Here is a 22,973-nt window from a genome sequence, read left to right as displayed (position 1 = left end):
CAGTGCGTTGCTCATAACTCCGGGGAATGAGCGGCCGCGCCATTCCTGCACAGAGCACGGAACGGCATCACAGGAATTATCTGGGCATTGGCGGAGAAGCCGTCCGCTGCCGTAGACAGAGCAGGACAGAACGGCGCCACCGTGCTGCGCACGTGCCGATCGGACGACGACGACGTCGCGAGGAGAGGACCACCCGGATGACGATCGAGGCCACCCCGCCGGCACCGCTCCTGCCCGCGCCCGACCCGCTGGCCTTCCGTGCCGTCTGCGGCACCTTCGCCACCGGCGTGACGGTCGTGACCAGCACCGGGCCCGACGGCCCGCAGGGCGGCACGGTGAACTCGTTCACCTCGCTGTCGGCCGAACCGCCGCAGGTGATCGTCTGCCTCGCCCGCCAGTCCCGGACCTGGCAGGCGATCGAGGCCGCAGGCAGCTTCGCGGTGAACATCCTCGCCGCCGACCAGCAGGCCGTGGCCCGGCTGTTCGCCTCCCGCGAGCCGGACAAGATGGCCCACGTCGACTGGGCGGCGGGCGTCAACGGCGCCCCGCTGTTGGCCGGCGCCGCCGGCTCCATCGAGTGCACGCTGTCCGCGGCACTGGAGCAGGCGACCCACATGCTGCTGATCGGCTCGGTCACCGCCGCCACGAACCGGCACGACGCCGACCCGCTGATCTTCTTCCGCAGCGCGATGCACGAGGGGCTGGGCGGCGCCGAGGCCGCCCGCGGACTGCCGCGGCCGGCATGAGGGCGCTGCGCTGGGCAGGCCCGGACGAGATGACCGCCGCCGACGCCGACGAGCCGGTCGCCGGCCCGGGCGAGGCGGTGGTCACGGTGCACCGGGCCGGCATCTGCGGCTCCGACGTCTCCGCCTACCGCGGGCGGATGGGGATCGCCCGGCCCGGTGACGTGCGCGGGCACGAGTTCTCCGGCGTGGTCGCCGCGGTCGGCGACGCCGCGGACGGGGGCTGGGTCGGCTGCCGGGTGACCGTCAACTCGCAGGTGACCTGCGGCGAATGCTGGGCCTGCCGCAGCGACCGGGACAACCTCTGCCCGCGCCTGGAGATCATCGGCGTGCACCGGCCCGGCGCATTCGCCGAGCGGGTCGCGGCGCCCGTGCGCAACCTGGTGGCCCTGGGTGACGGGGTGAGCGACGAGCTCGCCGCGACCGCCGAGCCGCTGGCCCAGGCGTGCCACGACGTCCAGCTCGCACTGCCCGCCCGGCCGCGGGCGGCCCTGGTCATCGGCGCCGGCTCGGTCGGTGGGCTGCTGGTGCAGGCCGCCCGGCTCTCCGGCATCCCGGAGATCACCGTGGTCGAGCCGCACTCCCGGCGCCGGGCCGCCGCCGCCGAGGCCGGCGCCGACGTCACCGTCGGGTCGACCGAGGAGGTAGGCCCCCTGGCGGCCCAGCGGGCCGAGGACGGGTTCGACGTGGTGTTCGACGTCGTGGGCACCGCCGCCACCCGGGCCGCCGGCGTGCAACTGGCCCGGGCCGGCGGTCAGGTGGTGATGGTCGGGCTGCACAGCGACGTCACCGAGCTGCCCTGGTTCTCCGTCATCCGCCGAGAGATCTCCATCGTCGGGGCCAACTGCTTCGACCGGGCCGACTTCGAGCGGGCGGTCGGCTGGCTGCGGGCCGGGACGGTGCGGCCGCCGGAGTCGGTGCGGCTGGTGACGATCGACGAGGCACCCGCGGCGTTCGCGGAGCTGGCCGAGGGCCGGGGCTCCGCCGCCAAGACCTTCGTCGCACCGACCGGCTGAGGTCGTCGGGCCGGTGGGCGGCGCCCCGCCCCCAACCGGCCCGACGGTCAGACGTGGTCGTACAGCGGCGAGCGGACGTCCCGGCTGATGTGGCAGTCCAGGAACATCGGCCCGGCCGCGGGGTCCCAGTCGCGCAGCGCCGGTGCCAGCCCGGCCACCTCCTGGACCAGCGCGGCCTGCGCACCCATGCCCCGCGCGGCGGCGGCCAGGTCGGCGTAGCCGAAGACCGCCTGCTCCGGCGGCACCGACCAGTCCTTCATGTGCGCCAGCTCCGACCCCGCCGCCCCGTCGTTCATGCAGACCACCACCAGTGGCAGGCGCTCGCGCACGGCCAGCTCGAGGTCGCCCATGGTCAGGTAGAAGCCGCAGTCGCCGATGAACAGCACCGCCTGCCCGTCGGGCTCGGCGAGCGCGCCGGCCGCGCTGGCGGCCAGCGCACTGCCGACCGCGCCGAACTCCGGCAGCCAGACCAGCGAGCCGGGACGGTCGTGGGTCATGTGCATGATCGGGAAGCCCCCGAAGTGCCCGTTGTCGACGTAGACCCGGCGGGGCCGCGGGAGCAGCCGGTCCAGCTCGACCGAGACCGCGCGCGGGTCCATCCGGCCGGGCGCCGAGACGTCGGCGAAGCCGCCAGGCACCGGGGCGACCGCCCGCGCCCGCTCCCCCACCCGGCCGGCGAGCTCCGCGCCCAGCCGCTCGGCAACTGCCCGGGCGTCGCCCCGCACCGCCACCGTCGGCTCGTCGAACGCGGTGAACGCGGCGGCGTCGGCGTCGACGTGCACCACCGTGCGGCCGGTGACGAACTGCGACCGGCGGGTGTGGAAGAAGTTCAGCGAGGTGCCCACCGCCACCAGGCAGTCGGCCTCGGCGACCACCGCTGCCGCCTCCGGGGTGGAGAAGCCGCCGAGGATGCCGAGGTCGGCCGGGTCGCCCTCGAACAGCCCGAGCGCACGCACCGTCGTCGCCAGGTGGGCGCCGGTGAGCGCGGCCAGCCGGCGCAACGCCGGCCCGGCGCCGGACTCCACCGCTCCCCGGCCGGCCACCACCACCGGACGGCGGGACGACGCGATCGCGGCCACCGCCGCAGCCAGCGCTGCGGCGTCCGGCTCGGGGACCGGGCGGCGGACCGGGGCCGCGACGGCCGGCGGGTCGCCGGCCGGCAGCAGGTCGATGCCGACGGGCACCACGAACACCACCACCCGCGACTCCTCGACCGCGCGCCGGTGGGCGGTGACCAGGTCGGCGGCCGCGGTCTCCGCGCGGGCGCGGACCACCGGCAGGCCGAGCGGGTCGAGCAGCAGCTCCGGGTCCAGTCCCTGCACGCCGCCGGCGAACGGCGCCTGCCGGGCCGACAGCCCCGAGGAGTCGGAGGTGATGAGCACGACCGGCGAGTGCGCCCGGTCGGCGGTGAGCAGGGCGGTGAGCGTGTTGGTGAACCCCGGCCCCTGGGTGACGGTGCACCAACCCACCCGGCCGGTGACCCGCGCCCACCCGTCGGCCGCCCCCACCGCGCCGTTCTCGTGCCGCAGGTGGTGCACGGCGACCCCGTGCCCGGTGGCCAGGTGGTGCACCAGCCGCAGGTTGCCCGCGCCCATCAGGGTGAACAGGTCCGTCGTCCCCAGCGCTGCCATCGTCGCGGCGAGCTGCTCGACGACCGTGGTGGTCGCCGAGGGAGCCCGCCCGATCGTCGTACCGACGGTCACGTCAGTGCGGCATGACGAGGGAGAGCAGGTGCTTGCGCAGCTCGAGGAACTGCTCGCTCGAGCGGGTGGCGACCTGGTCACGCCGGCGCCCGAGGGGCACGTCGACGATCTCCCGCACCTTGCTCGGCGAGCCGGACAGCACGACGATCCGGTCGGACAGGTAGATCGCCTCGTCGATGTCGTGGGTGACCAGCACGACGGTGATGCCGACCTCCTCGCGGACCTTGAGGATCAGGTCCTCCAGGTCGAAGCGGGTCTGCGCGTCGACCGAGGCGAACGGCTCGTCCATCAGCAGCAGGTCGGGCTGGTAGGACAGCGTGCGGGCTATCGCCACCCGCTGCTGCATGCCGCCGGACAGCTGCCAGGGGTACTGCTTCTCCACGTGCCCCAGGCCCACCTCGGTGAGCACCTCGGCGACCCGCTTCCGCCGCTCCTCCTTGCCCACCCCCCGCGCCTTGAGCGGGAGGGCGATGTTGCTGCCGTTGGTGAACCACGGGAACAACGAGCGGCCGTAGTCCTGGAAGACCACACCCAGCTGATCGGGCACGCCGGAGAGCGGGGTGCCCTCGAACTCCACGCTCCCCCGGCTGGGCGCCGACAGGCCGGAGATGCAGCGCAGCAGCGTCGTCTTGCCTGCGCCGCTGGGCCCGACGATGCAGACGAACTCGCCCTTGGCCACGCTGAACGTGACGTCGTCGATGGCCATCCGCTCGTCCGGCCGGCCGGCGTTGAACACCTTGCGCAGGCCGACGACGTCGAGGACGGCGGAGCCGCCGGGGGTCGAGCCGGCCGCGTGTGCACCGAGGGTCTGGGTCATGCCGTGTCTCCGATTCCGTGCCGGGGAGGTGCGAGGAGGGGGTGCGGGAGGGGCCGTCAGGACTTGTCGGTGCCGACGGCGCGGGAGCCGTAGTACCAGCGCAGCAGCCGGTGCTCGGCGAAGACGAACAGGTAGTTGAGCAGCGTGCCCAACACGGAGAGGACGACGATCCCGCCCCACATCGTCACGATGGCGAAGACGGTCTGGGCCTGGAGGATGAAGTACCCGATGCCCTCGGAGGCGGCGATCATCTCGCTGACCACCATGAGGATGATCGAGACCTGGAGGCTGGCCCGCAGGCCGGCGGCGATCTGCGGCGAGGCTCCCGGCAGCACCACCGTGGTGACGGTGCGCAGCGAGCTGAACCGCATCGCCCGGGCAGTGTCGAACTTGACCTGATCGATGCCCCGCATGCCGTCGAGGGTGTTCAGCAGCGCCGGCCAGGTGGCACCGAAGGCGATCAGCGCGATCTGCCGCGCCTCGCCCAGCCCGAACAGCGCGATCATCGCCGGCAGCAGCGCCGGGGCGGGCAGCACGTAGAGGAAGTAGACGACCGGGTTGGCGCCCTTGCGCAGCACCGGCAGCCGCCACAGCAGCGCGCCGCCGAGCACGCCGATCAGCGAGCCCCCGACGAAGCCGGCCGCGAGGTTGCGGAGGCTGGGCAGCAACTGCTGCTTGGCGTCGCCGACAACCCACTCGTCCCACACCGACTGCAGGATCTGCTGCAGCGGCGGGAAGTACGGCGAGGTGCTGTTCGCGGACAGGAACCACCAGCCGACCAGCAGGACGACGGGCAGCCAGAGCGCCAGCAACACGTTGCGGCCGCGGGCCCGGGCCCGGCTCGGACGGCGTCCGCCCGGGGCGCCGGTGACCTGAGTGCTGGGCACGTCGGTGACCGGGACGGCGGCGCCCGGCGCGACACCGCTGGCACTCGCCGAGCCGGTGCGGCCGGCGTCCTGTCCCGCTGCCGTGCTGCCGGTCGTCGCGGTGGTCATCGGGCCCCCAACTCGTTGTTCTTGGCGTTGCGCTGGCTCTCGTGCCAGTGCATGGCCTTCTTCTCGACCAGGAAGAACGCGCCGGTCAGCACGATGCCGAGCAGACCGGAGACCAGGATGTAGGCGTACATGGTCGGGTAGGACGTGACGCCGGCGTTGCGGGCGAAGAGGATCGCCCGGCCGATGCCCTCGGCGCCGCCGACGAGCTCGGCGACGACGGAGAGGATCAGCGCGCTGGCCGAGGCGATCCGCAGCCCGGTCGCCATGTACGGCGAGGCGCTGGGGATGGTGACGGTGAGGAACCGCCGGATCCCGCGCACGCCGAGGACCCGGGCGGTGTCGCGGACGGTCGGGTCGACCGACCGGACGCCGTAGACGACCTGGACCACCAAAGGCCAGAAGGCGCCGAAGGCGACCAGGAAGACCTTCATGTCCAGCGTCGACCCCAGCACCAGGATCACCAGCGGGAGGATCGCGATCGCCGGGATCGCTTTGAACAGCTCGATCACGCTGGCCGCGCTGCGGAAGGCGGTGTCGTTGGCCGCCAGCAGCGAGCCGACGACGACGGCCAGCACAGCGGCGACGGCGAGGCCGATGGCCCAGCCCTGCAGGGTGGCGCCGACGGTGGACCACAGGGCCTCGGTACCGAGCGCGGTGGCCAGCGCCTGCAGCGTGGCGGTCATGGTGGGGAACTGGTCGGGGCGGAACAGGCCGCCGGCAGTGACCGCCTGCCAGAGCGCCAGCACCAGCGCCAGCGTCGCCAGCGGCACCATGGCCACCCGGGCGAACCGCGAGATCACGGACATGCTCAACCTCATCGTCGACACGTGCACGGGGTCGGGGGCGGGAGGCCCCCGGAGGAGGGGTCCGGTGCGGGCCGGCTCGAGCCGGCCCGCACCGGACCCCGGGATCACAGGTCCAGCGCCGGCTTCCAGACGTACTCGTCGACGCCCGGGGCGTCCTCCAGGCCGGCGTACTTCTCCATCAGTTCCTGCGCCGTGGCGAAGCCATCGGTGTCCAGCTCCGGCGTGCACGTGGTGCACCAGGTCGCCGCCGCGGCCGCCTCGGGAGTCAGGCCGAGGTGCTCGACCAGCGTCTGCCGGGCCTCGTCGACGTGCGCCGCGGCGTACTCCTGCGCTTCGACCATGGCGGCGGCGAAGCCACGGACGACCTCCTCGTCCTCAGCGATCTTCTGCTCGCTGGTGGTGAACAGGCCCACGGCGGAGTCGGCGAACAGCTCTACGTTGGGCTTGGCGATGACCGTCGACCCGCTGGCCACCGCCTCGGCGATGAACGGGCTCTGCACCACGGCCGCGTCGATGTCGCCGGCGGCCAGTGCCGCCGGCATCTGACCGAACGGCATCTGGACCAGCTGGATGCTGGTGGGGTCGACGCCGGCCGCGTCGGCGAGCTCCTGGGCGGCGAGGGTGTTCAGCGAGGCCAGACCGATGACACCGAGGGTCTTGCCCTCCAGGTCCCCGGCGTCGCTGATGCCCGAGTCGGGTCCGGCGACCAGGGCGTTGCCCATGTCCGGGGCCTCCTCTACGGCCTGCTGGCCGTCCGGGGTGGCGACCGCCTTGATCGGGATGTTGTTGGCCCGGGCGTTGATGACGTGCACGACGGTGGCGAACCCGAAGTCGTACTGCCCGCTCGCGACGCCGGAGATGATCGCGGCGACGTCGGTCTGCGGCACCAGCTCGAGCTGGACCCCGTGCTCCTCGAAGATGCCTTGGTCCATCCCGACGAACATCGGGGCGAACTGGGAAGCCGGGTTGTAGCTGACGGTCACCGTGGTGGCCCCTCCCTCGGAGGCGGACGACCCACCACCACCGTCGTCGGAGTCTCCGCCACAGGCGGTGACGCCCAGCAGCACTGCCACGGAGAGTGCCGCGGCAGACGTCGTTCGACGACCATTCCTCACGGGTCGCACCTCTTTCCATCGTCATTGATGTGTGCGGGACGAAACGGCACGGTACGGCCATTTTCCTGACTTCGTCCCGGTGGGCGTGTCGCAGTTCACAGTAGCCAGCGAGGACATTCCGCGGAGAACTCGGATGTTCTCAATTGATGACCCTGGGGAATCAGCCGGAACGGCGGTGTCGGAACTGCCCGAGGCTGCTTCCCGGCAGCCCGGCGAGCGGCCGCCCGCAGGTCGGTTCAGACGCCACGGGACACCACCGGCACCGCACGGGTGCGGACTGCCGGGGGCGGCGCGGCCTCCCAGGGACGCAGCCGCAAGAAGTTGTCCAGCACCGTGGGCCGCGGGCCGGAGTGCCACAACGCCCCCATGGTCAGCCGCGGAGCCTCGCCCTCGATCGGCAGGTAGGCGACCCCGTGCTGGGCGGCGAGCCGGGCGGAGGAGGGCGCGAACGCCACGCCCAGCCCGCCGGCCGCCAAGCCGATGGCCACCGAGGTGCTGTTGACCTCGTGCGCGACGTGTGGGCTGAAACCGGCGTCGTTGCACAGGGCGACGTAGTAATCGTGCAGCTCGGGTTCCACCTTGCGGTCGATGAGGATGACGTCCTCCCCCGCCAGGTCTGGCAGCCGCACCGAGCCGCGCTCCACCAGCCGGTGGTCGCGCGGCACGACCAGCAGCACCGGCTCTTCGCTGAGCACCTCGGTGCTCAGGTCCGGACGGGCGTCGATCGGCAGCCGGGTGAAGGCGAAGTGCATGTTCCGGCTGGAGATCCGCTCCACCGCCATCCGGCTGGTGGCCTCGCTGAGGGTCAGCAGCACGCCGGGGTAGTGCTGCCGGAACGCCTGCAGCGAGCGCGGCAACAGGTCGGCCAACGCCGGCTGGATGAACCCGATGTTCAGCCGGCCCACCTCACCCCGGCTCACCGCCCGGGCCCGGGCCACCGCCCCGTCGGCCTGGGCCAGGACCTCGAGGGCCTCCTCCAGGAAGACCCGGCCGGCCTCGGTGAGCGTGACGTGCCGCCGGTCGCGCTCCAGGAGCTGGACGCCGAGCTCCTTCTCCAGGGCGCTGATCTGCTTGCTCAGCGCCGGCTGGACGATGTGCAGCTTCTCCGCGGCCTTGCGGAAGTGCAGCTCCTCGGCGACGGAGACGAAGTAGCGCAGGTGCCTGAGCTCCATGTCCGCCGCCGCTCAGTCGAGCCGGGCGAGTTCGGCGGACACCGTGGGCTGCTCGACGTGCGGCAGGTGCCCCGTGTCGGGCACGACCGCCAGCTCCGCCTGCGGCAGCGCCGCGGTCCAGGCGCGGGCGTGCGATGGGGGCACGATCCGGTCGCACGCCCCCCACAGCAACCGCACCGGCTGGCGCAGCCCGGCGACCCTGGCCGGGAGTTCCGGGTCGTGCATGTACGGGTCGCCGGCCAGCCGGCGGGCAGTGGTCCGGTTGCGCAGCTCGCGGGCGGCGGCGGCGGGGTCGGTGGCGGCCAGCTGCCGGGCCCGCGCGACGGCGGCTTCCCGGGCGGAGACGCCGTGGAAGGTGAGCTCGGCGGACTCGGCCGGGGCCAGGTCCAGGACGCGCGGCGCCGGCTCCGGTGCCGGCATGCCGGCGGGGTCGATCAGCAGCAGCCTCTGCACCCGACGCGGCTCGAGCCGGGCGAGCTCGGCGGCGACCCAGCCGCCGAAGGAGCAGCCCACGACCGTGACGTCGGTCAGGCCCAGCCGGTCCAGCAGCCGGGCATGTCGCCCGGCGACGTCGGCGGGAGTGGTCACGTCGGCGTTCTCGCTGCCGTTGAAGCCCGGGTGGTCCGGCCGGACGACCCGGTACGAACGGGCCCGGTCGGCGAGGAAGGGCAGCCACCCGCCGAGGTCCCCGACCCCGTGCAGGTAGACCAGTGCCCGGCCGCTGCCGGCGGTCAGCACGCGCATCCGGGCGCCGTCGACGTCGACGTCCTGCTCTGCCACCTCAGGAGTCCGGGAACTGGTCACAGCGCGGTGAAGCGGTGTCATGGTTGTCCTCCTCGCGCGGTATGGCCCTGTGCCGACGTGACCCTAGACACACAGCGTGATGAGCGCTAATGCCTTCTCGCACCCATGTGATCACCTGAGGTGATCAGATGGCCACCGCTCTCTCCCCGGTCGACATGTCGATGGGTCGCTGACACACCGCCGGGTAGCGGGCGGGGATGACAGACCCCCAACGCTTCGTGGAGACCCTCGGCGTGTACGACCGGACGGCGGACGACGGGGAGGCGCACCTCCGGCTGGACGTCACCGAGCAGCACCTCAACGAGGCGGGCACGCTGCACGGCGGGGTGCTGGCCACCCTGGTCGACACCGCGATGGGCCAGGCCGTGCGCAGCCGCACCGGGGAGGACGACGTGCCGGCCACCAGCCAGCTGACCATCACCTACCTGCGGCCCGGCGGTCCCGGCACCCTCCAGGTCACCGGCCGGGTCAGCAAGCAGGGCGAGCACCTGACGGTGTGCGAGGCCGACGTCGAGCAGGATGGCCGCAGCCTGGTGCACGCCGTCGCCACGTTCGCGGTGCTGCACCGGTGACCTGACCTCGAGCAAGGGAGCTCGCATGCCCACCGTGCACACCGTCCGTGGCCCGATCGACACCGCCGAGCTGGGCCGCACGCTCATGCACGAGCACGTGTTCGTGCTCTCCACCGAGCACCAGCAGAACTACGGCACCGGCGACTGGTGGGACGAGGAGGAGCGGGTCGCCGATGCGGTGTCCAAGCTGAACGAGCTGAAGGGCCTGGGGATCGACACCATCGTCGACCCGACGGTGTGGGGGCTGGGCCGCTACCTGCCCCGGGTACAGCGGGTGGCGGCGCAGACCGAGCTGAACATCATCGTGGCCACCGGGCTGTACACCTACGACGAGATTCCGTTCCAGTACGCCCATCGCGGGCCGGGCACCCTCATCGAGACGCCCACCGACCCGATGGTCGACGACTTCACCCGGGACGTCCGCGACGGCATCGCCGACACCGGCGTGCACGCCGCCTTCCTCAAGTGCGCCGTCGAGGCCAAGGGGCTCACTCCGGGCGTCGAGCGCACCCTGCGGGCCGTCGCAGCCACCCACCGGGAAACCGGGGCGCCGATCACCGTGCACACCTCAGCCGCCGCACAGACCGGCCGACTGGCTGTCCAGGTGCTCCGCGAGGAGGGCGCCGACCTGACCAAGGTGGTCATCGGTCACGCCGGCGACAGCAACGACCTCGACCACCTCAAGGAACTGGCCGACGCCGGCTGCATCCTGGGCATGGACCGGTTCGGCCTGGACCTCTACAACCCGACCAGCGCGCGGGTGGACACCATCGTCGCGCTGGCCGAGCAGGGCTACGCCGACCGGATGGTGCTCAGCCAGGACGCCAGCTGCTACATCGACTGGTTCCCCGGGGAGGCGCGCACCGCGATGACCCAGGCGATGCCGAACTGGAACTTCACCCACGTCCCGCAGGACGTGCTGCCGATGCTGCGGGAGCGCGGAGCGAGCGAAGGGCACCTGGACCAGATGCTGGTCCAGGTGCCCCGGCGGTACTTCGAGTAGCGGGTCAGGCGGGCCGGCGGCCGGCGAGCTGGCGGGCAGCGGCGACGGTGTGGGCGTCCAGCGCCTCGACGTCCCCGTCGCGGCGCGCCGCCGCCTGGCCGTCCAGCCAGCTGACGTGTCGCTCCCAGGCGGCCCGCGGCGAGATGCCGAGCGCCCGCCCGATCTGCTGCCAGTCGGCACCGCCACGCAGCGCCGCTCGGATGCCGAGCTGGCGGTGGGCGTGGGCCTTGCGGGCGACGACCTCGCCGAGGGCGAGCAGCTCGAGGGCCTCGTCGACGTCCAACGAGGTGCCGAGTGCCTTGAAGCTGGCCCAGTCGTCGTCGTCGTCCGCACGGTCGTTGGGGCCGTCGATGGCGACGTTGTCGCGCCGGCTCAGGAAGTTCAGCCGGGTCACGGCGGTCACGAGCGAGAACTCGCTCTCCAGCACCTCGGGGGTGGTGGCGACCTCAGGCACAGTGGTCATGAGAACCAGCATTTCCCGAAGCCAGCAGGCTGTAACCCGATCGTGACCAGCGTCTCGTGTACGACCGAGTGGCCTCGCACACGGTGGTCGGCCGGACGCGGGACGTGCCCGGCTCCGGCCCGCCGTACGGCGGGCCGGAGCTGGGAGCTCAGAGGGTCTCCCGCACAGCGCCGGTGGAGGCACCGGCCTGCTCACCGGCGTGCTGCGCGGTGGCCACGGCCCGGTTGACCGTGGTGGCCGCGAACCGGACCGGCAGGTTCGCCAGCTCGGTGGCGCCACCGGCCACCCGCTGGAACGGAGTGGCCACCAGCGCCGCGGGGCCGCCGAGCGCCTGCTCGGCGAGGACGACGGTGAGCCACTCGACGGTGGCCGAGTGCGCCGTCACCAGCCGCTCGGCGAGCGCCTTCACCTCCGACTGCCCGGCGGTGTCGGCCAGCACCTTGAGGTAGGTGGCGCGGTCCAGGAGCTGGTGCTCCAGCTGGAGGTCCTGCAGCAGCGCCTCGTCGATCGGCTCCGCCTGCTCCAGCGTGCACTTGACCAGGGCGCCGAGCCGGCCGAGCACCGGCGTGACGACGTCGGTCACCCCGCCGAGCTCGCGCAGCTGGTCGGCGATGGCGGCGCTGCGCTCGGCCGCGTGCTGGGCGTTCTGCTCCAGCTCCCGGCGGACGGCGTCGGTGCGCGCCTGGGCGACCCGGATCGGGGACTCCAACGGGTCGGGTGTGACCGGACCCCTGCTGCATGCCCAGCACGACCCAGGTGCTAACAACAGCAAGCGGTGTGCCCGCGATGACCGTCGTCACATCCGGTGCCGAGTAGCCCCCTCGCACTGGGTAGCGGCCAGGGGAACCGTGCCCTGAACGGGCGACGACGTGGACAGTGGGGGGACACGAGGAGGTGAACGGTGGCGACGATGAGTGAGCAGACGAGTGACGACGTGCGCGACCCCGACCTGGTGGCCGTGACGGAGGGCCCCGAGGCGGCCAGCGAACTGACCCGTCCAGCCGGCCTGGACCGGGACAAGATCCTGCAGGCCGCCGTCGACTTCATCGACGAGGAGGGCCTGGCCGCCCTCACCATGCGCCGGCTGGGCTCCACGCTGGGCGTCGAGGCGATGGCGTTGTATCGGTACGTGCCCGGCCGGGAGGACCTGCTCGACGGGGTCGTCGACCGGGTCGTGGAGACGCTCTGGGACGACGAGGACGGCGACGACGTCTACATCGGTGACCACTCCGGCTGGCAGGACTACCTGGTCCGGCTGGCGCACGGGATGCGCCGGATCGCACTGGCCCACCCGGCGGTCTTCCCGCTGGTGGCCAGCCGTCCGCCGGCTGCGCCCTGGGTGCGCCCACCGCTGCGCAGCCTGCGCCTGGTCGAGTCCTTCCTCGGCACGCTGCAGGACGCCGGCTTCTCCGACCAGGCCGCCGTCGCCGCGTACCGCGCCTACTCCAGCTTCCTGCTCGGCCACCTGCTGCTCGAGGTCACCCAGATCGGTGCGCAGGTGAGCCTGCTGGACCAGCCCGAGGGCGACCCGCAGGCCCAGGAGGAGACCGACTTCGCCGAGTACCCGAACCTGGCGCGGACCGAGCCGCTGCTCGGTCAGGACAAGTCGGCCGCGGAGTTCGAGGAGTCGCTGGAGAACCTGCTGGACCGGCTGGAGCGGGTGCTGCACGAGGCGAAGAACTCCGGCGGCGACGTCGGCGACCTCTGATCACACCCGGCCCCGGCCGAGGAGGATCCGAGAATCTGACCTTGGTCTCGTTTACGGCGTAAACGGTCGGGCACAGAGGCGTTCGGCGACCGGCCGTCCCGAGACGGTCCGCACCGGTCAACCCAGAACCCCTGGAAGGGAACGCCCGTGATCACGCAGCAGGACATCACCTCCATCATCGGCAGCAACGCCGTGGACGCCGACGGCGACAAGCTGGGCAAGGTCGGCCAGGTCTACCTGGACGACCAGACCGGCAGCCCCGAGTGGGCCACCGTCAGCACCGGCATGTTCGGCACCTCGGAGACCTTCGTCCCGCTGACCGACGCCACGGTCGCGGACGGCACCCTCCGCGTCCCCTACCAGAAGTCCAAGGTCAAGGACGCCCCCCGGGTGGACGCCGACCAGGGTCACCTCAGCCCCGAGGAGGAGACCGAGCTCTACCGCTACTACGGCGTGGGCGTCGGCACCGACACCGCCCGGGTCGACACCGCCCGGACCGACACGGTCGGGACCGACGCCAACCGTCACGGGACCGTCGGCCACGACACGTCCGGCCCGACGACCGACGACGCGATGACCCGCTCCGAGGAGCAGATCCGGGTCGGCACCCAGCAGGTCGAGGCCGGCCGGGCGCGCCTGCGCAAGTACGTCGTCACCGAGGAGGTGACGACGACCGTTCCGGTCTCGCACGAGGAGGTCCGGCTCGAGCGCGAGCCGATCACCGACGCCAACCGTGACGAGGCGCTGGCCGGTCCGGCCATCTCCGAGGAGGAGCACGAGGTCGTGCTGCACGCCGAGCGTCCGGTGGTCGCCAAGGAGACCGTCCCCGTCGAGCGCGTGCGCCTGGAGACCGAGACGGTCACCGAGCAGGAGACCGTGACCGACACGGTCCGCAAGGAGCAGATCGAGAGCGACGTCGACGGCGTCCGGGACACCGACCGCCGCTGATCCACCGGGTCGGCCCGCCACACGGCGGGCCGACCCCGCACCACCCCGCGACCGTGCCGGCCAGCCCCGCCCGCCGGTCGCCCCTGCACTCGTCACGGTCGGCGAGCGGCTGCTCGCCCGCCGACTGTGACGACTTCTTCCCTGGAGCGACCATGACCGGCAGCACCGCCCCCTCCGACCCGTCCGACCGCAGCACCTCGGTCGGCGACAAGACGACCAGCTTCCGCAACAACGACGTGGACCCGGGCACCGGCGCCCGCGCCAGCCGGGGCACCGCCCACGACGCCGTCGACCGCCAGCACGACCGCTTCGGTGGCATCAAGTGGGGTGCCGCCTTCTTCGGCTGGCTGTCCGCCAACGGCCTGGCCGTCCTGCTCATCGCGGCGATCTCCGCCGCCGGGGTCGCCATCGGGCTGACCGAGGGCGTCCCCTCCGTCGACGAGGCCGCGTCCAACGCCAGCGGCATCGGGATCGGCGGCGGCATCGCGCTGCTCGTCGTCCTCTTCCTGGCCTACCTGGCCGGTGGCTACGTCGCCGGCCGGATGGCCCGCTTCGACGGTGCTCGACAGGGCATCGCGGTGTGGGTGGTCGGCCTGCTGGTCGTCCTCGCCCTGGCCATCGCCGGCGCGGTCCTCGGCTCGGAGTTCAACGTGCTCTCCGACCTGAACCTGCCGCGCATCCCGATCGACGAGGGCACCCTCACGACCGCCGGCATTATCGCCCTGGTCGCCGTCCTGCTGGTCACGCTGCTCGGCGCCGTGCTCGGCGGCAAGCTCGGCGAGCGCTACCACCGCAAGGTGGACAAGGCCGGCTTCGCCGCCTGACCCACCCGGACCAGCCCACTGGTCCGTACGCACAGCAGTTCCAGTACCGCCGCCGTTGGCCTGGGGGAAGGCCAACGGCGGCGGTACTGCTGTGTCCGGGGTCGGGCCGGCCGGGCCACCGGACGCCTGCCGGGGTGGCTGGGGCTGGTGAGGTGACACCCCGGACACGGCCTGCGTGTTGCGCGCGTCGCAGCCGCCGGCGTCTCACATCGTGGCGTCATGGCCTTCCCCTACCGCACGGCCCGGGCCGTGATGATGGTCGGCTCGCTGAACGACCCGGCCGGCCAGACGGCGCGGCTCATCGGACCGGCGCACGCCACCCTCGGGCTCAGCGGGGCACGTGGCCGTACCGCCCTCTGCGGCGCCTACGTGGCCCGGGACGAAGCGGTGCCGTGGCCCCCGCAGTCCGAGCTCTACGACGCCCTCTGCACCGACTGCGACACCCTCGCCCGCCTCTGAGCGACCGGGCCGGGGCGACACCGAGACCGCCGAGCGGATCGGCCCACCCCGACCTCACCGGACATCGGCTGTCACACCCGCCCCACGAGCGGCTCGCCTGAGCGGAACGGTCCGTCCGACGAGGTACACAGACTCCATGCGCAACGCGGCCGACCTCCAGGTGAGCTCCGAGGGCCCGGCGGCGGCGTCCTCGCCGTCGGTCTCGGTGGAGCTCAGGGTCAGCCCGGTGGTCAGCTACGCGCTCGCCGCCCTCGCCGTGCCGGTCGTCTCGCGGCTCACCCTCGCCGGCAGCACGTCGACCGTCCGCGGGGCGGTGCTCCGGCTGTCCGTGCAGGACGCCCAGGGCGAGCTCGCCCCCGCCGTCGAGCGGTTGGTCGACCTGGACGCCGGCCGCACCACGGTGATCGACGACGTCGGCCTCACCCTCGACCCGGCCACCCTGCGGCGGGGCGGAGAGCGCCGTCCGGGCTGGGTGCAGGTGGAGCTGACGGCCGCAGGCCAGGTGCGGGCCGAGCACCGGGTGCCGGTGACGGTGCTGGCCGCCGCCGAGTGGCTGGCCGCACCCCTGCCACTGGCCCTGGAGGTGCTCGCCGCCCACGTGCAGCCGCAGCACCCGGCGGTCACCGCGCTGCTCGCCGACGCTGCCACCCTCCTCCAGGAGGGCACCGACAGCGACAGCATGACCGGCTACGCCGACGGGCCCGAGCGGGTCGACGAGGTGGTCGAGGCGATCACCTGGGCGGTGCGCCGCCGCGAGGTCCGGCACGGTCAGCCGCCGGCCAGCTGGACCGAGTCCGGGCAGCACGTCCGCGACCCCGGTGAGGTCCTGCACGGCCGGACCGGCACCTGCCTGGACACCGTCGTCACCCTCGCCGCCGCCCTCGAGCACGCCCGCCTGCGCCCGCTGCTGTGGGTGGTCGAGGGGCACGCCTTCCTGGGCTACTGGCGGGAGGAGCGCAGCGCCGAGACGGCTGCGACCACCGATGTCGCCGCACTGGTGGAGCTGGTCGACCAGCGCGTGATCGGCCTGGTCGAGACCACCCTGCTGACCGACCGCGGCAACACCACGCCCGACCTGCACGGCCCGGCCTACACCGCCTGGTTGTCCGGTGACCTCTCCCGGGTCCTCGGCGTCACCGACGTCCACCGCGCCCGCCTCGACGGCGTCCGCCCGCTGCCCGTCCACACCCGCTCGGCGGACGGCTCGGTCCAGGTGGTCGAGCCGCACCCGGCCGCGGCCCAGGCCCCGGCCCTCCCCGCCGCGCAGGCCCTCCCCGACTCCCCGACGGCGCCCGGGCCCGACCACCGCCCGCCTGCCCCGGCCCCGGTCCAGCAGTGGCAGGACGACCTGCTCGACCTCAGCCCCCGCAACCGGCTGATCGACTCCACCGACGGCTCCGGGCTGCCGCTCACGGTGCCGCAGGACTCGCTGGCGACGCTGGCGGAACTGGTCAGCGGCGGGGCCACGCTGACCCTCCTGCCCAGTGACCGGGTCGCCGGCGTGCAGGCCGAGCCCGGGGTGCGCACCGCCGGCGACCTGCCACCCCAGCAGCTGCGGCAGCAGCTCACCGAGCGTCGATCGGTGCACGTCGACGTCCCGCACGCCGGCTACCCGTCCCGGCTGCGCGGCCTCGCCCACCGGGCGCGCACGGTGGGCGAGCAGACCGGCGCCAACGGCCTGTACCTCGCCCTGGGCAGCCTGGTCTGGGAGCTCGACGGCCGCCCGCTGCGGTCACCGCTGGTGCTCGTCCCCGTCCTCCTCACCCCGCCCGCCCGCGGCGGCGAGTACCGGCTGACGGTCGACGAGGCCGGGAGCAGCCTGCCGAACGGCTGCCTGCTGGAGGAGCTCCGCCGGGTGCACGGGCTGACCGTGCCCGAGCTGAGCGCGCTGGCCGACGACGGCGCCGACATCGACCCGGTCACGGCGCTGCAGGCGCTGCGCGAGGCGCTGGCCGCCGCCTCGCTCCCCCACCGGGTCGAGGCGACCGCGGACCTGGCCGTCCTGCCGGTCGCGGCGTACCGGCTGTGGCGTGACCTCGGCGAGCACTGGGCCGAGTTCGTGACCAACCCGCTGGTCGCCCACCTGGTGCACGCCCCGACAGAGGCGTTCGTCGACCCGGTGCCCGCCGCCGCCGACCCGGTCGACCTGGACGAGCTCGCCGCGCAGTGCCCGGTGCCCGCGGACGCCGCGCAGCTGCACGCGATCGCCGAGGCCACCGCCGGGCGGACGTTCGTGCTCGAGGGCGCGCCCGGCACCGGCAAGTCCCAGACCATCACCAACCTGCTCACCCGGGCCGTCGCCGAGGGCAAGCGGGTCCTGTTCGTCGCCGGGAAGCGCGCCGCGCTGGACGTCGTCGCCCGCCGGCTCGACGCGGTCGGCATGGGCCCGTTCGCGCTCGACCTGCACGACAAGGGCAGCCGGCCGGCCGTCGTCCGGGCCCGGATCCGGGCTGCGCTGGAGCACGCGGTCGACGTCGACGCCCAGGGCCTGGCGGCCGATGCCGAGGAGCTGCGGACGGCCCGGCGCAGCCTGCAGCACTACGCGGAGCGGCTGCACGCGGACAACCCCGCGGGCCTGTCGCTCTACTCTGCCCGCACCGCGGTGCTGGCCGCTGCCCCCGACGTCGACCCGCTGCCGGTGACCGCCCGCTTCGCCGCTCGGGCCACCGCCGAGGTGGTCACCGAGGTGCACCGCGCGCTGGCGCTGCTGCCGGACATCGCCGGCCTGGCCCACCCGTCGGCCGGGCACGCGTGGGCCTTCATCGACACCATCGAACTCGACATCACCGAGGTGCAGCAGGCCGCGGTCGCCGTCGACGCCGCGATCCGGGAGCTGCCGGGCGAGGGTGGGCTGGCCGCGGTCCTGCGGGCCGTCCGCACCCCGGAGGACCTGGACGCCCTGGTGCACCTGCTCGGCGGCCCCCGGATCGGGCTGGCCGTGCTCGACGAGGTGCGCTCCGCACGCTGGGCGGCGGCCACCGACGACCTGCTCGGCGACATCGCCGCGCTGGCCGACGCGCCGCACCCCGGCCTGGAGGCGCTCACCCCGGCCGCCCTCGACCTGCCGCTGGCCGACCTGTTCGTGCAGGCCCAGGAGGCCGCGGCGGCGAGCTGGGTGGCGCGGCGCGGCAAGCTGGCCGCCGTCCGGGACCAGCTGACCCCCGCGCTGCGCCCGGGCGCCTCGATCAAGCCCGGCGACGTCCCCGAGCTGACCGCCGAGCTGCGGCGGGTGCAGACCGCCGTCCGGGCCCTGGCCTCGCGGGCCGCCGGCATCCCGGGGCTGCAGGTGCCGCCCGGTTGGAACCCCTTCACCGAACCGGGCCGGTCGGTGTTCGACGCCGAGGTGCGCTGGCTGCGCCGCGCCGCCGCCACCGTCGACGGCAGCGCCGGCTTCCCCGCTGCCGTGCGCCGGTTCCTCACCGCCGGCCCGGTGACCGACGCCTTCGGGGCCCGCACCGTGGCCCGGCTGCGCGACGCGCTCCGCCAGTTGCTGACGGTCTGCGCCAGCAGCTCGGCGCAGCTGGGCGCGTGGAGCGGCGAGGACGGGCTGGTGCTGCGCTGGACGCTGACCCGGCCGGAGCGCGGCGTCGAGTACGTGCACCCGATGTCCCTGCGCCGATGGGTCAGCCTGCTGGACACCCTCGAACCGCTGCGGCTGGCCGGGCTCACCGAGGCGCGGCTGCAGCTGCTGCACGGCGAGGTGCCCGCCGACGACGCGGTGCGTGCCTTCGACCGGGGGCTCGCCGAGGCCTCGGTCCTCGAACGGCAGCAGGCCACCGGGCTGGACACGTTCGACGCCGGGCTGCACGAGCGCACCCTCGCCCGCTTCGGGGCGGCGTCCCGCGCAGTGCGGTCCCACCTGGTCGACGCCGTGCCGGCCGCGGTGCTGGCGGCCCGCCCGTTCGACGCCGCCGGCAGCGGTCAGGTCAGTGCCCTGCTGCGCGAGCTGGCCGAGCAGCGGCTCGGGGTGCGCGGCCTGCTCTCGACCCACGGCGACCTGATCACCGCCGTCCTGCCCTGCGTGCTGGCCACACCGGAGTCGGTGGCCCGGTTCCTCCCCGCGGTCGGCGGCCAGTTCGACCTGGTCGTGTTCGACGAGGCCTCGCAGCTCCGGGTCGCCGACGCCATCGGCGCACTGGGCCGGGCCCGGTCCGCGGTGGTGGTCGGGGACAGTGCGCAGCTGCCCCCGCTGCCCCCCGGCCTCGACGACGACGCCGACACCGACACGGTCCGCGATGAGGCGAGCATCCTCTCCGAGTGCGTGCTGGCACGGGTGCCCCAGCAGCGGCTGACCTGGCACTACCGCAGCCAGGACGAGTCGCTGATCGCCTTCAGCAACGCCCGGTACTACGGCGGCCGGCTCTCCTCCTTCCCGGCGCCGGTGCACGAGCCGGCATCGGCCGCCCCGGACGGTCACGGGGTCTCCCTGCTGCAGGTCGAGGGCACCTTCGTGCGCTCCGGCCCCGGCCGGCGCACGAACCCGGTGGAGGCCCGCAGGGTCGTCGCCGAGGTGGTGCGCCGGTTCTCCTCGGCCGCCCCGGGGGTGCCGTCGATCGGGGTGATCGCCTCGACCGCGCCGCAGCGGACGCTGATCGAGGAGCTGCTGCGCGACTCCGGCGACGAGCGCGTGGTCGACGCGCTGGACCGCAGCGACGGCGAGGGGCTCTTCGTCAAGGACCTGGACAACGTGCAGGGCGACGAGCGGGACGTCGTGTTCCTCTCCACCGGCTTCAGCGCCGACGCGCGCGGCCGGCTGCCCCTGGACCTCGGGCCGCTGAGCCGCAGCGGCGGGGAACGGCGGCTGAACGTGGCCGTCACCCGCGCCCGCCGGCAGGTCGTCGTCGTCAGCTCCTTCGCCCCCGAGCAGCTGGACGCCGAGCAGACCACGTCGGCGGGGGTCGAGCACCTGCGCGCCTACCTCGACCTCGCCGCCCGCGGCACCGGTGCACTTCCCCGCACCGGGACGTCACTCGATCGGCACCGCGACGACGTGGCGACCGCGCTGCGCGCCCGGGGCCTGGTGGTGCGCACCGACGTCGGCCTGTCCGGCTTCCGCCTCGACCTGACCGTCGCCCGCGAGTCGGCGCCCGACGCCCCGGTGCTGGCGGTGCTGCTCGACGGCCCGGCCTGGGCGGGACGCCAGACGGTCGGGGACCGCGACGGCCTCCCGGTCGAGGTGCTCCAGGAGCTGCGCTGGCCGGCGGTGGAGCGAGTGTGGCTGCCGAGCTGGCTCGCCGACCGCGAGGCCGTGCTGACCGCGCTCGAGGCGGTGGTGGAGGCAGCGTCCCCCGCCCCGGCCGCGGCAGCGGTCGAGCCCGAGGTCCAGGTCGAGGTCGAGGAGCCGCCCTACGACGGCCCGCTGGCCGACGTCATCCCGCTCCGCCCGCTCGCGGCCCGGGTCACGCCGGCCCCCGAGCCCGAGCCCGACCCCGAGCCCGTCGTGGTCGAGCCCGTCGTGGTCGAGCCCGTCGCAGTCGAGCCCGGACCCGGGCCGGTCACCGTCGTCGAACCGGCCGCCGTCCCGGCGCCGGTCGCCCCGCAGCCGGCGGCGGCGCCGGCGACGGCCCCGCCGGAGCGCGCCGCCGGGACGTCGCCGAAGGCGCCGGCCAAGGCCGCCCGCACCCGTGCGCCGCTGGACGAGGAACAGCCGTTCATCGCCTGGACGCCGAAGCCCGCCGGGGAGAAGAAGCAGCTGGACCAGCTGAGCGACCCCGCCGTCGCCCGGCTGGTCCGCCGGGTGCTCACCGCCGGCATCAAGGCGGAGGGGCCGGTGCACCGCGACCGGCTGGCCCGGCTCACCGCCGCGGCGTTCGGGCTGTCCCGGGTGACCGAGGCCCGGCGGGACGCCCTGCTGGCGCTGCTGCCGGCCACCGCCGTCGACGGCGACTTCCTGTGGCCGGCCTCGATCGACCGGGCGACGTGGAGCTGGTTCCGCCGTCAGGCCAGCAGCGCCGAGCGGCCGCTGGACCACGTGTCGCCGCAGGAGATCGCCAACGCCATGGTGGCGCTGTGCCGGGCCGGCACCGGCCTGTCCCGCGACGAGCTCCAGCTCCGGACGCTCGAGGTCTTCGGCCACCGCCGGCGCACCGCGGCCCTGCTGCCGCTGCTGGACGCCGCCCTGACCGGCGCCCTGGCCGCAGGCCGGCTCACCGAGCAGCCGTCCGGTCTGCTCAGCGTCTGATCCCGTCCAACGGGTTGGCCCGCACCCGGTCGGCGAAGCCCTCGGCGACGAACTGCCCGGCCAGGGACGAGGGCTTGCGGCGGGCCTGCTCGGTGAAGCAGCCGAGGAACTCCTCGGCCAGCCCCAGCCGGGGGTGGGCGTCCAGCACCTCGGCCCGGAAGGCGGCCGGCCAGTCGTCGGGACGGCGGCCGGAGACGTCGAGCCCGGTGGCCAGCTCGAGCAGGTGGCCCTCCGGGTCGGCCGCGACGTCCACCTCCGGTGCCATGTGGGCGACGATGACCTCGGCGGTGCGGCGACGGCGGCCGGCGTCCCACCCGGCGCCCGCGCCGAAGACCCAGGCGACCGCGCCGCCGGCCTCCTCGAACGGCACGGTGGCGCTGTCGAACACCGGCACCAGCCCGATGTCGTGCAGCATCGCCGCGACGTAGAGCAGCTCGGCGTCGAAGGCGATCCCGCGCTCCCGGCCGTACTCGGCGGCCCAGAGGTGGGCGCGCCGGCAGTGGTTCAGCAGCGCGGGTGAGTGGAAGGCCTGGGCCACCTCGAAGGCGGAGGTGGCAGCGGCGGTGTCGGGGACGAGGTGGTCGAGGGGCACGGACGGCAGTCTGGCCGCCGTCCGTGCCCCTCGTCCCGGGTCCGGCCCGACGTGGCAGGAACCCCGCGATCAGCGGCGGGATCAGCGGCGGGATCAGCCCCGTCAGGTCAGCGGGCCGGCGTCCAGCCGGTGCTCTGCAGCCACCCGGGCAGGTCGTGCAGGTCGGGCACCAGCGCCCGGCTGGCGGTCAGGTCGCCCTGGTAGGCGGGGAGCTCGGCGAACCAGCGGAACATCCGGGTCATGTCCTCGTCCCCGCCGAGCACTGCCAGCGGCAGCGCCTCGTAGCGGCCGGGCAGCCCCGCTGCGGCTCCGAACGCGGCGGCGATCTGCGCACCGGTCCGCTCGTCCCCGACGAGCTCGACCGAGCCGCCGGGCAACCGGCCGGGCTCCCGCAGCAGCGCTGCGGCGGCGACGCCGATGTCCCGGACGGCGACCATCTGCAGCGGCACGTCGGCCGGGAGCGGCAACCGCACCACGACCACGCCGTCCTCCACCGTCGGGCCCTGGGCGGTCAGGTTCTCCAGGAAGAACACCGGCCGCAGGAAGGTGGCGGGCACCCCCAGCGCCGTGACGTGCTCCTCCACCCGCCGCTTGCTCTCGAAGTGCGGCACGCCGGTCTCCCGCTCCGCGCCGCCGACCGAGCTGTAGACCAGGTGCCCGACACCCGCCTCGGCTGCGGCATCGGCGAGTGCCCGGCCGCCCGCCACCTCGCCGGCGACGCCGCGCTCGTCGGCGAAGGTGGTCATCGCGAACACCCGGTCGGCTCCGCGGAACGCGGTGCGGAGCGACTCGGGGTCGCGGAAGTCGGCGTGGACCAGGTCGGCCCCGCGCGCGGCCAGTGCCTGGGCCGTGGCCTTGCCCGGGTCGCGGACCAGTGCGCGGACCCGCACGCCGGCGTCGAGCAGCGCCCGTGCGGTCGCCCCGCCCTGCTGTCCGGTCGCGCCGACGACGGCGACGACCGGGCTGTCGCTGCTGGAGGTGCTGGTGTCCATGCTGTACTCCCTCGGACCAGGGACCGCCTCGTGCGATTCCTGTAGCCGGCTAACCAGTAG

The 22,973-nt window shown here is 74.1% G+C and carries 20 protein-coding genes; 9 read left to right on the top strand and 11 right to left on the bottom strand.

Features of this window, described 5'->3' with window-relative positions; genetic code table 11:
- The first annotated feature begins 197 nt into the window (after nucleotides 1-197).
- Nucleotides 198-746, top strand: coding sequence for a flavin reductase family protein (locus O2W53_RS14670; RefSeq protein ID WP_269163787.1), 549 nt, complete (start codon nucleotides 198-200; stop codon nucleotides 744-746).
- Nucleotides 743-1,759, top strand: coding sequence for a zinc-dependent alcohol dehydrogenase (locus tag O2W53_RS14665; protein WP_269163786.1), 1,017 nt, complete (start codon nucleotides 743-745; stop codon nucleotides 1,757-1,759). The genes O2W53_RS14670 and O2W53_RS14665 overlap by 4 nt, the downstream gene beginning before the upstream one ends.
- A 47-nt stretch (nucleotides 1,760-1,806) precedes the next feature.
- On the opposite strand, the gene O2W53_RS14660 is transcribed toward O2W53_RS14665, so the two are convergent.
- From O2W53_RS14660 to O2W53_RS14630, 7 genes are all read right to left on the bottom strand, one after another.
- Entirely contained in the window at nucleotides 1,807-3,462 is a 1,656-nt protein-coding gene (locus tag O2W53_RS14660; RefSeq protein ID WP_269163785.1) for a thiamine pyrophosphate-binding protein, read from the bottom strand.
- Nucleotide 3,463: 1 nt separating this feature from the next.
- A complete protein-coding gene (locus O2W53_RS14655) occupies nucleotides 3,464-4,279 on the bottom strand; it encodes an ABC transporter ATP-binding protein (RefSeq protein WP_269163784.1) in 816 nt (271 codons plus the stop codon).
- A 56-nt stretch (nucleotides 4,280-4,335) separates the two neighbouring features.
- The gene (locus O2W53_RS14650) at nucleotides 4,336-5,274 is read right to left on the bottom strand and encodes an ABC transporter permease (RefSeq protein ID WP_269163783.1); all 939 of its coding nucleotides are present in this window, start codon (nucleotides 5,272-5,274) and stop codon (nucleotides 4,336-4,338) included.
- Nucleotides 5,271-6,080 carry an ABC transporter permease gene (locus O2W53_RS14645; protein ID WP_269163782.1) on the bottom strand — a complete coding sequence of 270 codons (810 nt, stop codon included), beginning with the start codon at nucleotides 6,078-6,080 and terminating at the stop codon, nucleotides 5,271-5,273. Before O2W53_RS14645 ends, O2W53_RS14650 begins: the two co-directional genes overlap by 4 nt.
- 104 nt (nucleotides 6,081-6,184) lie before the next feature.
- Nucleotides 6,185-7,153 (bottom strand): ABC transporter substrate-binding protein, encoded by a 969-nt coding sequence (locus tag O2W53_RS14640; protein WP_269163781.1) that lies wholly within the window; start codon nucleotides 7,151-7,153, stop codon nucleotides 6,185-6,187.
- Nucleotides 7,154-7,431: 278 nt separating this feature from the next.
- Nucleotides 7,432-8,367: a LysR substrate-binding domain-containing protein gene (locus tag O2W53_RS14635; RefSeq protein WP_269163780.1), complete on the bottom strand. Its 936-nt coding sequence runs from the start codon at nucleotides 8,365-8,367 to the stop codon at nucleotides 7,432-7,434.
- 12 nt (nucleotides 8,368-8,379) lie between these two features.
- A complete protein-coding gene (locus O2W53_RS14630; RefSeq protein ID WP_269163778.1) occupies nucleotides 8,380-9,147 on the bottom strand; it encodes an alpha/beta fold hydrolase in 768 nt (255 codons plus the stop codon).
- 221 nt (nucleotides 9,148-9,368) lie between these two features.
- On the opposite strand from O2W53_RS14630, the gene O2W53_RS14625 reads away from it, so the two are divergent.
- The gene (locus O2W53_RS14625; RefSeq protein WP_269163777.1) at nucleotides 9,369-9,743 is read left to right on the top strand and encodes a PaaI family thioesterase; all 375 of its coding nucleotides are present in this window, start codon (nucleotides 9,369-9,371) and stop codon (nucleotides 9,741-9,743) included.
- A gap of 25 nt (nucleotides 9,744-9,768) precedes the next feature.
- A complete protein-coding gene (locus O2W53_RS14620) occupies nucleotides 9,769-10,746 on the top strand; it encodes a phosphotriesterase family protein (RefSeq protein ID WP_269163776.1) in 978 nt (325 codons plus the stop codon).
- A gap of 4 nt (nucleotides 10,747-10,750) precedes the next feature.
- Here O2W53_RS14620 and O2W53_RS14615 read toward each other — a convergent pair whose 3' ends face one another.
- Together O2W53_RS14615 and O2W53_RS14610 are read right to left on the bottom strand one after the other, a co-directional pair.
- Nucleotides 10,751-11,209, bottom strand: coding sequence for a hypothetical protein (locus tag O2W53_RS14615; RefSeq protein ID WP_269163775.1), 459 nt, complete (start codon nucleotides 11,207-11,209; stop codon nucleotides 10,751-10,753).
- Nucleotides 11,210-11,357: 148 nt separating this feature from the next.
- Entirely contained in the window at nucleotides 11,358-11,918 is a 561-nt protein-coding gene (locus O2W53_RS14610; RefSeq protein ID WP_269163774.1) for a hypothetical protein, read from the bottom strand.
- Between the two features lie 201 nt (nucleotides 11,919-12,119).
- Here O2W53_RS14610 and O2W53_RS14605 point away from each other — a divergent pair, with 201 nt between their 5' ends.
- The 5 genes from O2W53_RS14605 (at nucleotide 12,120) to O2W53_RS14585 (ending at nucleotide 21,329) form a co-directional block, all read left to right on the top strand.
- Nucleotides 12,120-12,917 (top strand): TetR/AcrR family transcriptional regulator, encoded by a 798-nt coding sequence (locus O2W53_RS14605; RefSeq protein WP_269163773.1) that lies wholly within the window; start codon nucleotides 12,120-12,122, stop codon nucleotides 12,915-12,917.
- A gap of 147 nt (nucleotides 12,918-13,064) precedes the next feature.
- On the top strand, nucleotides 13,065-13,865 hold the full coding sequence (locus tag O2W53_RS14600) for a PRC and DUF2382 domain-containing protein (protein WP_269163772.1): 801 nt from the start codon (nucleotides 13,065-13,067) through the stop codon (nucleotides 13,863-13,865).
- Between the two features lie 152 nt (nucleotides 13,866-14,017).
- Nucleotides 14,018-14,689, top strand: coding sequence for a hypothetical protein (locus O2W53_RS14595; protein ID WP_269163771.1), 672 nt, complete (start codon nucleotides 14,018-14,020; stop codon nucleotides 14,687-14,689).
- A gap of 219 nt (nucleotides 14,690-14,908) precedes the next feature.
- A complete protein-coding gene (locus O2W53_RS14590; RefSeq protein WP_269163770.1) occupies nucleotides 14,909-15,148 on the top strand; it encodes a hypothetical protein in 240 nt (79 codons plus the stop codon).
- Between the two features lie 136 nt (nucleotides 15,149-15,284).
- A complete protein-coding gene (locus O2W53_RS14585) occupies nucleotides 15,285-21,329 on the top strand; it encodes a DUF3320 domain-containing protein (protein ID WP_269163769.1) in 6,045 nt (2,014 codons plus the stop codon).
- Here O2W53_RS14585 and O2W53_RS14580 read toward each other — a convergent pair.
- Both O2W53_RS14580 and O2W53_RS14575 read right to left on the bottom strand, forming a co-directional pair.
- Nucleotides 21,319-21,921: an HD domain-containing protein gene (locus O2W53_RS14580; protein WP_269163768.1), complete on the bottom strand. Its 603-nt coding sequence runs from the start codon at nucleotides 21,919-21,921 to the stop codon at nucleotides 21,319-21,321. The genes O2W53_RS14585 and O2W53_RS14580 overlap by 11 nt on opposite strands.
- A 107-nt stretch (nucleotides 21,922-22,028) precedes the next feature.
- Nucleotides 22,029-22,913: an NmrA/HSCARG family protein gene (locus tag O2W53_RS14575; RefSeq protein WP_269163767.1), complete on the bottom strand. Its 885-nt coding sequence runs from the start codon at nucleotides 22,911-22,913 to the stop codon at nucleotides 22,029-22,031.
- Between the last annotated feature and the right edge of the window lie 60 nt (nucleotides 22,914-22,973).

The organism is Modestobacter sp. VKM Ac-2978, from assembly GCF_026968025.1.
Taxonomy (GTDB): domain Bacteria; phylum Actinomycetota; class Actinomycetes; order Mycobacteriales; family Geodermatophilaceae; genus Modestobacter.
Note: the sequence above shows the minus strand (reverse complement) of the source record. Positions and strands in the feature narration are given on the sequence as shown.